This is a genomic window from Rathayibacter sp. AY1B4, from assembly GCF_002932815.1.
Classification (GTDB): Bacteria; Actinomycetota; Actinomycetes; order Actinomycetales; family Microbacteriaceae; genus Rathayibacter.
The window spans coordinates 1-8,973 of sequence record NZ_PSWN01000041.1 but is presented as its reverse complement, the minus strand read 5'-3'; the positions used below and the strand labels follow the sequence as shown (position 1 = coordinate 8,973).

Sequence of the window (8,973 nt, the reverse complement as noted above, 5' to 3'; positions counted from 1 at the left end):
CCCCCGAGAAAGGCTCCACGCCGTGACCACCTCCCCCCACTCGCCCGCCCAGGGCTCGATCCTGAAGCAGCCGCTGGCCGTCTGGGCCGTCGCCTTCGCCGCGGTGATCGCCTTCATGGGGATCGGCCTGGTCGACCCGATCCTCCCGGCCATCGCCGAGAGCCTGCAGGCGACTCCGACCGAGACCTCGCTGCTCTTCACGAGCTACCTCGTCATCACCGGCGTCGTGATGTTCTTCACCAGCTGGCTCTCCAGCCGCATCGGCGCCAAGAAGACCCTCATGATCGGCCTGGTGCTGATCGTGGTGTTCGCCGCGCTCGCCGGCACGGCGGGCAGCGTCGAGGGCGTCATCGGCTTCCGCGCGGGCTGGGGCTTCGGCAACGCGCTGTTCATCTCGACCGCCCTGTCGACCATCGTCGGCGCGGCGAGCGGAGGCTCCTCCGCGGCGATCGTGCTCTACGAGGCCGCTCTGGGCATCGGAATCGCCGTCGGTCCGCTGCTCGGCGGGCTCCTCGGCAGCGTCTCGTGGCGCGGTCCGTTCTTCGGCACCGCCGTGCTGATGGCCGTCGGCTTCATCGCCATCGCGACGCTCCTGCGGGAGGACGGCCCCAAGCCCGCTCCGACTCCGCTCTCGGCGCCCTTCGCGGCCCTCAAGGTCCCGGCCATCCGCACGCTGGCGGGCGCCGCCCTGTTCTACAACATCGGCTTCTTCGTGCTGCTCGCCTACACGCCCTACCCGCTCGGGCTGGACGAGATGGGCCTCGGCTTCACGTTCTTCGGCTGGGGCCTGGGCGTGGCGATCACCTCCGTGTTCGTCGCTCCGCTGCTCACCCGGCGCCTCCCGCGCACCGTCGTGCTGCGCTCGGTGCTGCTGCTGCTCGCGCTCGACCTGATCGCCGGCGGCCTCGTGATCTCGTCGCGCGTCGGCCTGATCGTCTGCATCATCGTCGGCGGCCTGCTGCTCGGAGTCGTCAACACGGTGCTCACCGAGTGCGTGATGGAGGCGACCGACCTGCCCCGCTCCGTCGCCTCGTCCGCCTACTCCGGCGTCCGCTTCCTCGGCGGCGCGATCGCCCCGCCCGCCGCCTCCGCCCTGGCCGCGGCGATCTCGCCGGCCTTCCCGATGTACGCCGCAGCCGGAGCCGTCGCCGTCGCCGCGCTGATCGTGCTGCTCGGACGCCGCACCCTGGCCCGCGCCGACGCCCACGAGCCCGAGCCCGAGCTCGTCGAGGCGCAGGCGATCACGCTCGGCGAGTGACGCGCCCGGCGGGCTTCAGGGGCCCGCCGAGGCGTCACGAACGGTCGTCATCCGAGCGGGATGACGGCCGTTCGTGACGCCTGGACGCGGTCGAGCGGGAGGGGCGCAAGGATCCGACCTGTGGAGAACCGGTTCACGAGGATCGGGAGGCGGGACAGTGGCCGGATGCACGATCCCTCGCCGCTTCCGATCGGACTCCGCGGCCGCGCCTTCACCGTCGCTGACGCTCGCGCGAGCGGAGTGAGCCGCGGGCGGCTCCGAAGCTCCGACCTCCACCGGCCCTTCCACGGGGTCCGCACCGCCGACCCCGACCCCGACCTGCGCCTGCGCACGGAGGCGCTCCTCGCGCTGGTCGGTCCGGAGGCTCTCCTGAGCCACGTGACGGCGGCGCGGCTCTGGCCGCTCGACCTCCCGCCCGCCGCTGCGGACGAGCCGGTGCACGTCAGCGTCCGCCGGCCGGGACGCGCTCCCCGGCACCGGAACGTCGTCGGCCACGCCCTCGCCGATCCCGACGTCCGCCGCGTCCTCCGCCGCGGACTCCCCCTCACCGATCCGGCCTCGCTCTTCTGCCATCTCTCCGCACTCCTCGAGCCGGACGACCTCGTCGCGGTGGGCGACGCGCTGGTGCGCACGCCGGTCGTCGGCGATCCGGCCGATCGACGGCCCTGGGTGCCGCTGCCCGACCTGCGGGAGCGCGTGTCGTCCTTCCGCGGTCGGGGCTCGGTGCGGCTCCGCGCCGCGCTCGCTCTGGTGCGCGACGGGGCGGAGTCGCGACAGGAGTCGCGGTTCCGGCTCGCCTCGCTCCGGGCGGGGCTCCCGGAGCCGGTGCTGCAGGAGCCGCTGTTCGACTCCGACGGGGTCTTCGTCGGGCGGCCGGACGGCTGGTACCCCGCGGAGCGGGTCGCGTGGGAGTACGAGGGCGACGATCACCGCACCAGCAACCGGCGCTTCGCGCGCGACCTCGGCCGCTACGACGACCTCGCCTCGATCGGGGTCCGCGTCGTCCGCATCGTCGGCGCCGAGTTCGTCCCCCACCCCGAGCGCTCCGTCGAGCGCCTGCGACGAGCACTCGCCGACCGGGCGCCGCATCGACGACCGCCGAGGGGTCGCGAACGGTCGTCATCCGAGCGGGATGGCGACCGTTCGTGACGCCTCACGGGAGGGCGCGCGCTCAGGAGTCAGGGCGCGACCTCGAAGAGGCGCGGGCGCAGCGCGGACGTGCGCGGGTCGGCGGCGCAGGCGGCGAGCGCCGCCGCGAGGACGCCGCGGGCCGGGTGCGGCTCGCGGACGTACACGTCGACGCCGGCGGGCGTGAACGGCGTCCGGGCGAAGCGGGTGAGCGCCCAGCCCGCCTCCTCGTCGGCGGCCACGAACGACCAGCGGCTGCGGGCGAGGAGGGTCAGCGGCTCGACGCCCCGCCAGCGGAAGCCGGACGGATCGTGCGGGTCGGGGGTGTCGATCCCAACCACGTAGTGCGAGCGCGTCCGGCCGCGCCAGCTGACGACGTCGCCGATCCCGCCGGTCGGGAGCGGCGCGTACGTGATCGCCACCCCCGACCGCGAGCGCCAGAGCGGCAGCGAGGAGCCCCGGACGAACCAGGTGCCGCTCGCGAGCGCCCGGGCGTCGATCATCGGAGAGCGTGCTTGATGTTGGTGCGGGCCAGCGCGACGGCCTCGCCCGCTCCTCCGTTCATCACGATCTTCGAGACCGCCAGCGCGAAGCCCTTCACCTGCGCGCCCGTGATCGTGGGCGGGAGCGAGAGGGCGAGCGGATCCGTCACCACGTCGACGAGGACCGGGCCGCCGTCGGCGAGCGCCGAGCGGAGGGCCTCCTCCACGTCGCGCGGGTCCTCGACGCGGATCCCGCGGATGCCGATCGCCTCCGCCACCTTCGCGTAGTCGACCATCGGCACGTCGACGGCGAAGTCCGGGAAGCCGTCGACCAGCATCTCGACCTTCACCAGCCCGAGCGTGGAGTTGTTGAACACGACGATCGTCACGGGCAGCCGGTAGGCGGCGACCGTGACCAGCTCGCCCATCAGCATGGAGAGCCCGCCGTCGCCGCTCAGCGAGACGACCTGGCGACCGGGGTGCGAGAGCTGCGCGCCGACCGCCTGCGGCAGCGCGTTCGCCATCGACCCGTGCATGTACGAGCCGAGCAGGCGCCGCTTCCCGTTGGGGGTGATGTAGCGGGCCTGCCACACGTTGCCCATGCCGGTGTCGGCGGTGACGATCGCGTCCTCGGAGAGCAGGCCGTCGAGCGTGGACGCGACGAGCTCGGGGTGGATCGGGCTGCGCGTCCCGACCTCGGTGTACTTCCCGACGACTCCGGTGACCAGCTTCTCGTGCTTCTTCAGCGTCTTGTCGAGGAAGCGGTGGTCCTTCCGCTGCACGAGCGGGGTCAGCGCGGTGAGGGTCGCCGCCACGTCGCCGTGGACGGGGTGCGCGACGCTGACGCGGCGCCCGAGCTTCGAGGCGTCGCTGTCGACCTGAGCGATCACGACCTTCGAGGCGTCGGGGAGGAACTGCTCGTAGGGGAAGTCGGTGCCGAGGAGGAGGAGGAGGTCGGCGTCGTGCATGCCGGCGTGCGCCGCTCCGTAGCCGAGGAGGCCCGTCATGCCGACGTCGTAGGGGTTGTCGTACTGGATCCACTCCTTGCCGCGCAGGCTGTGCCCGACGGGCGCGCCCACCAGCTCGGCGAAGGCGACGACCTCGTCGTGCGCGTTCTGCACTCCGGCGCCCGCGAAGATCGCGACGGTCCGCGCCTGGTCGATCGCGGCCGCGAGGGCGCGGACGTCGGCGTCGGCGGGGACCAGGACGGGCGTCGACGGCAGCACGAACGCGGGGAAGCCGTCCACCGCTTCCAGCTCGGCGATGTCGCCGGGGAGGGTGACCACGGCGACTCCGCGGAGCGCCACCGCGCTGCGCATCGCGGCGTTCACGACCCGCGGAGCCTGGGCGGCGGTCGAGATCAGCTCGCGGTAGTTCGAGCACTCGACGAAGAGCCTGTCCGGGTGCGTCTCCTGGAAGTAGGACGAGCCGATCTCGTTGCTGGGGATGTGGCTCGCGATGGCGAGCACCGGGGCGGAGGAGCGGTGCGCGTCGTAGAGGCCGTTGATCAGGTGCAGGTTGCCGGGGCCGCAGCTGCCGGCGCAGACGGCGAGGCGCCCGGTGAGCTGCGCCTCCGCGCCGGCGGCGAAGGCGGCCGCCTCCTCGTTGCGCACGTGGATCCAGTCGATGCCTCCCTTCTCGGAGCCGCCGCTGCGGCGCACCGCGTCGACGATCGGATTCAGCGAGTCGCCGACGATCCCGTAGATGCGGGAGACGCCGGCGTCGATGAGCTGAGCGATGAGCTGGTCTGCGACCGTCTTCTGAGCCATGACCCCATTCGACCGGACCGGGCTGAGCGTCCGCTACTCCGGAAAGTGGAGATCCGGATCGAGTGCATCCCCCTCGGGACGGATGCCCTGCACCCCTAGCCTGGGAGCCGTCACAGGAGCACCTCCGTGCAGCAGATCCCGGGAGTCGTCATGAACCGCCGCAGAACCGCCCTCGTCCTGGCCGCCGGCGCGGCCCTCGCCCTCGGCCTGACCGGCTGCTCGGGCCTGAACGGCCTGATGGGAGGCGAGACCCGCGACGACGAGACCGGGGAGATCACCGAGGGCGGGACGACCGACGTCTTCCAGCTTCGCGTGGGCGACTGCCTGAACGGCGAGCTCAGCGAGGAGGCGACCGAGGTCACCGACGTGCCGACCGTGCCCTGCACCGACCCGCACGTCTACGAGGTGTTCCAGAACCTGACGATGGCCGACGCCGACGAGTACCCGGGCGAGTCCGTCGCGACGGAGCAGGCCGAGACCGACTGCGTCACGGCGTTCGAGTCGTTCACCGGGATCGGCTACCAGGACTCGGCGTACGACTTCAGCTACTACTACCCGACCGCCGAGAGCTGGGGCACGGGCGACCGCACGATCAACTGCATGATCACCGACCCGAACGGGCCGAGCACGGGCACGCTGGCGGGCGTCGCGGCCTGATCGCGATCCCCGCGCGCGGAGGTGCCGGTCCCGCCGAGCGCTCCGCGCGCGGCCGGGGTCAGTCGCGGTCGCGCGCGGGGAACAGGCGCAGCAGCAGGCCGGAGCCGATCCAGACCACGGCGATCCCCGCGACGAGCCAGGAGGCTCCGAGGCCGGACGCCGCTCCCGCCAGCACGGCGCCGACGGCCGCGGCGGCGGAGCGCAGCCCCGCGCCGATCGTGAACACCTGCGAGCGGACGGCGGCAGGGCTCTCCTGGTCGCGCAGCAGCAGCATCGCCGCGTTCGAGGGTGCCGTGAAGACGCCCGCGACCGCGAAGGCGGCGATCGCCACGACGACGCCCAGGTCGGGGACGGCGACCAGGAGGACGGCGCCGGTCGCGATGTAGGCGGCGCCCATGGTCCACGCCGGCGGACGGCGGGTCCAGCGGCGGGCCGCCACGGCGAGGGCGCCGAGCAGGCCGCCCACGGCGAAGGCGGTCAGGATCCACGCGGCGGCGTCGGTGCTGCCCAGCCGCTCCACCGAGAGGCTGATCGCCGCGACTCCCGCCGCTCCGCCCGCGACCTGGCTGAGGGTGCCCGCCGAGGTGACCACCGCGATCGGACGGTGCCGCACGAGGTGGGTGACGCCCGCGACGATCGTCCGCAGCACGCCGACGGTCGGCGCCGGACGGGCCTCCATGGCGAGGCCGAGCGACCCGACGACGCCGATGAGGGCGAGGACCGCCATGGCGAGCATCGCGGTCCGCGCTCCCCCGACTCCGACCGCGAGGCCCACGATGGCCGGCCCGCTGATCGAGGCGACCGTGTACGAGAGCGAGTCCTGCGCGTAGGCGCGGCGCGGCTCCGGGATGGCGCTCGTGACGAAGCTCGACATGCCGCCCATGTAGACGGGCGTCGCGAGCCCCGCGAGGAGCAGCAGCACCACGATGAGCGGCGTCGGCACCTCGCCGAGGAAGGCGGCGACCGCGAAGGCGACGGCGGTCGTGAGCGCGGCGCCGACCAGGAGCCGGCGGGGGCGGCGGACCCGGTCGAGCACCGTGCCGACGAGCGGCGCGGCGATCACGGCGGGGAAGAGCGCCGCTCCGGTCAGGGCGCCGCCGAGCGCGACGTCGCCGAGACGCTCGACGGCGAGGACGGGGAGGGCGACGACCATGCCGGCGCTGGCCAGGCGGAGGGGGATCGACGCGGCCTGGTAGCTGACCGCGCTCATGCGGGACCGGGGATCGACATCACCTTCGATGGTGCCACGGCTGCGGAACCGGGTCGGCCGGGGAGGCAGGCCACCGGCCTCTGAGCGGCCTGCGGCGGCGCGCCCTAGGCGATCGGCGTCCGCGCCGCGAGCTCGGCCGCCGCCGCGACGCCCAGGCGCCAGGGCGCGCCGTGGCCGGGTAGGAGTGTCCGCGCCCCGGTCCCGGCGAGGACCCGCAGCGAGTCGAGGGACTGCGCCGTGTCGGCGGTCGCGGCGCGCGCGACCAGGTGCGGGCCGGTGCGCGCGGAGTAGGGGTCGAGCGTGACCAGGGCGTCTCCGCCGATCACCGCGTCGCGCTCGGGCAGGTGCAGCGAGACGTGCCCGTCGGTGTGCCCCGGAGTCGCGAGCACGCGGGGCGATCCGGGCACGTCGAGCACCGCTCCGGCGGTCAGCGGCAGGGTCCCGTGCACGGGCGGCACCGCGAGCGCGCCCGCACGGGCCATCGCTCCGAGCACCGGGATCGCGGAGGGGTGCAGCAGCGGGTACACGAACGGCGTGCGCTGGCGGCGGTAGGAGTAGGGCTGCGCGGCGAGCGGCTGGTCGGCCGCGTGCAGGTGCACGGGGACGCCCCGGCGGACGAGGCTGCGGGCGACGCCGAGGTGGTCGAAGTGCGCGTGGGTCAGCACGAGGGCGTCGATGTCGCCGAGCGAGCGGCCGAGCACCTCCAGCGCGCGGATCAGGTGCGGCCACGTCCTCGGGAGCCCGGCGTCGACGACGGTCAGCCGACCCGCCTCCTCGATCAGGTAGAGGTTCGCCCAGGCGTGCTCGAGCCGGTGCACCCCGGGTGCGACGTCCCGGTGCAGGCTCGCGCCGCCCCCTCGCCGCTGCTGCCGGCCCTGCTGCTCGCGCTGCTGCTGCTCCATCGTGCTCCCGCCCCTCCGGGCCCGCGCCCGATCGCGACGACGCTACGAGCGTCTGCGACGGATCGGACAGGGCGTTGACGGCGGGGGTCCGCGTCGTGAAGGGCTCAGCGGCGCCGCCCGCGGAGGGCGAGCTGCACCGCGGCGAGCAGGAGGAGGACCGCGAAGAGGATCCCGGACACGCGCGCCGGCAGGAGGAAGGAGAGCGCGACTCCGGCGAAGGAGAACGCCGTGGCGGTGAGCCCGACCACGAGGCCCGCGCGCACGTCGAGCAGGCCGCGCCGGGCGTTCGCGATCGAGCCGGTGACCGCCGTGGGGATCATCGCGGCGAGCGAGGTGCCCTTGGCCAGGAGGTCCGCGAGCCCGAAGGCGCCGACCAGGACCGGCACGGCGATCGCTCCGCCGCCGATGCCGAAGAGGCCGGAGGCGACGCCCATCCCGATGCCGAGCCCGGCGAATCCGGGCCACACGCCCCAGCCCTCGGCGACGTCGCCGGTGTCGTTCGAGCCGAACACGGCCATCCGCACCGCCGCGGCCACGAGCAGCGCCACGAACATCCAGCGCAGCACGCCCAGAGGCAGCCGCGCGAGCAGCCAGGATCCGGCCACCGCCCCGAGCATCGCCGCAGCCGCGATCACCGCCGCCGGGACCCAGGCGACCTGGCCGGCGAGAGCGTAGCCGAACGCTCCGGCGACCGAGGTCGGAGCGATCGCGAGCAGCGAGGTGGCGGAGGCGCGGCGCTGGTCCATCCCGGCCCAGGCGATCAGCATCGGCACCATCACGATCCCGCCGCCGACGCCGAACGCGCCCGACAGGGTCCCGCCGACCGCGCCGATCAGGGCCAGGACGAGCAGGGCGCGCGGGCGCATGCGCGCGGCCGTCCGATCAGGGAGGGGCGCCTGCGGGGCGGTCGCGTCGGTCACGGCTCCATGCCACCACAGCACCGGGCCGAGGGCGAATCGACGGGCGTCGACCGCGTTCCTGAGAGGACCGGCCCGGCCCGGCCCGCCTCTCTGGCAGTTGCCTGGGCGGGCCGGATCCGACCGTGACGTTCGGCGTCGACGGAGCGTCCTACCTGCATACCCCGCCTGATCGAGCGATCGGGCCCCGAGCGAAAGAGGAGACCATGGCCGAGACCACCGCGACCACCACCCGTCAGACCAGCACCGGATCCGGACGCACCGTGATCGAGGACGGCGTCATCGCCAAGGTCGCCGGCATCGCCGCGCGCGAGGTCCCGGGCGTCCACGCCCTCGGCGGAGGAGCGGCCCGAGCGATCGGCGCCATCCGCAGTGCGATCGGCAACGACGACCGCGGCCAGGGCGTCAAGGTCGAGGTCGGCGAGCGCCAGGTCGCCGCCGACATCACCATCGTCGCCGAGTACCCCGCGCCGCTGCAGAAGGTCGCCGAGGACGTGCGCTCCGCCGTCGCCGACGCCATCCAGCACATCGCCGGCATGGAGGTCGCCGAGATCAACGTGACCGTCCAGGACGTCCACATCCCCGAGGACGACACCCAGGAGTCCGACCCGCGCGTCGTCTGACCCGTTCCCCCCGCACCGACGCCCCGG

The 8,973-nt window shown here is 74.1% G+C and carries 9 protein-coding genes; 4 read left to right on the top strand and 5 right to left on the bottom strand.

Annotated features, from left to right (window positions below; translation table 11 throughout):
* Window positions 1–22 precede the first annotated feature (22 nt).
* Together C5D66_RS16405 and C5D66_RS16400 are read left to right on the top strand one after the other, a co-directional pair.
* A complete protein-coding gene (locus tag C5D66_RS16405) occupies window positions 23–1,258 on the top strand; it encodes an MFS transporter (protein ID WP_104225140.1) in 1,236 nt (411 codons plus the stop codon).
* Between the two features lie 165 nt (window positions 1,259–1,423).
* Window positions 1,424–2,407, top strand: a complete 984-nt coding sequence (locus C5D66_RS16400; RefSeq protein WP_104256606.1) for a hypothetical protein — start codon at window positions 1,424–1,426, stop codon at window positions 2,405–2,407.
* 29 nt (window positions 2,408–2,436) lie between these two features.
* Here C5D66_RS16400 and C5D66_RS16395 read toward each other — a convergent pair whose 3' ends face one another.
* The gene (locus C5D66_RS16395) at window positions 2,437–2,889 is read right to left on the bottom strand and encodes a hypothetical protein (RefSeq protein ID WP_104225142.1); all 453 of its coding nucleotides are present in this window, start codon (window positions 2,887–2,889) and stop codon (window positions 2,437–2,439) included.
* Window positions 2,886–4,637, bottom strand: coding sequence for a pyruvate dehydrogenase (locus C5D66_RS16390; RefSeq protein ID WP_104226089.1), 1,752 nt, complete (start codon window positions 4,635–4,637; stop codon window positions 2,886–2,888). Before C5D66_RS16390 ends, C5D66_RS16395 begins: the two co-directional genes overlap by 4 nt.
* 126 nt (window positions 4,638–4,763) lie before the next feature.
* Here C5D66_RS16390 and C5D66_RS16385 point away from each other — a divergent pair, with 126 nt between their 5' ends.
* A complete protein-coding gene (locus C5D66_RS16385) occupies window positions 4,764–5,294 on the top strand; it encodes a septum formation family protein (RefSeq protein ID WP_104256608.1) in 531 nt (176 codons plus the stop codon).
* A 58-nt stretch (window positions 5,295–5,352) separates the two neighbouring features.
* On the opposite strand, the gene C5D66_RS16380 is transcribed toward C5D66_RS16385, so the two are convergent.
* The 3 genes from C5D66_RS16380 to C5D66_RS16370 all read right to left on the bottom strand — a co-directional run bounded on the left by C5D66_RS16380 (window position 5,353) and on the right by C5D66_RS16370 (window position 8,326).
* Window positions 5,353–6,504, bottom strand: a complete 1,152-nt coding sequence (locus C5D66_RS16380) for an MFS transporter (RefSeq protein ID WP_104226087.1) — start codon at window positions 6,502–6,504, stop codon at window positions 5,353–5,355.
* A gap of 104 nt (window positions 6,505–6,608) precedes the next feature.
* Window positions 6,609–7,406 carry an MBL fold metallo-hydrolase gene (locus C5D66_RS16375; RefSeq protein ID WP_104327009.1) on the bottom strand — a complete coding sequence of 266 codons (798 nt, stop codon included), beginning with the start codon at window positions 7,404–7,406 and terminating at the stop codon, window positions 6,609–6,611.
* Window positions 7,407–7,510: 104 nt separating this feature from the next.
* On the bottom strand, window positions 7,511–8,326 hold the full coding sequence (locus C5D66_RS16370; protein WP_104233037.1) for a sulfite exporter TauE/SafE family protein: 816 nt from the start codon (window positions 8,324–8,326) through the stop codon (window positions 7,511–7,513).
* A 203-nt stretch (window positions 8,327–8,529) separates the two neighbouring features.
* On the opposite strand from C5D66_RS16370, the gene C5D66_RS16365 reads away from it, so the two are divergent.
* A complete protein-coding gene (locus C5D66_RS16365; RefSeq protein ID WP_104225148.1) occupies window positions 8,530–8,946 on the top strand; it encodes an Asp23/Gls24 family envelope stress response protein in 417 nt (138 codons plus the stop codon).
* The last annotated feature ends 27 nt before the right edge of the window (window positions 8,947–8,973 follow it).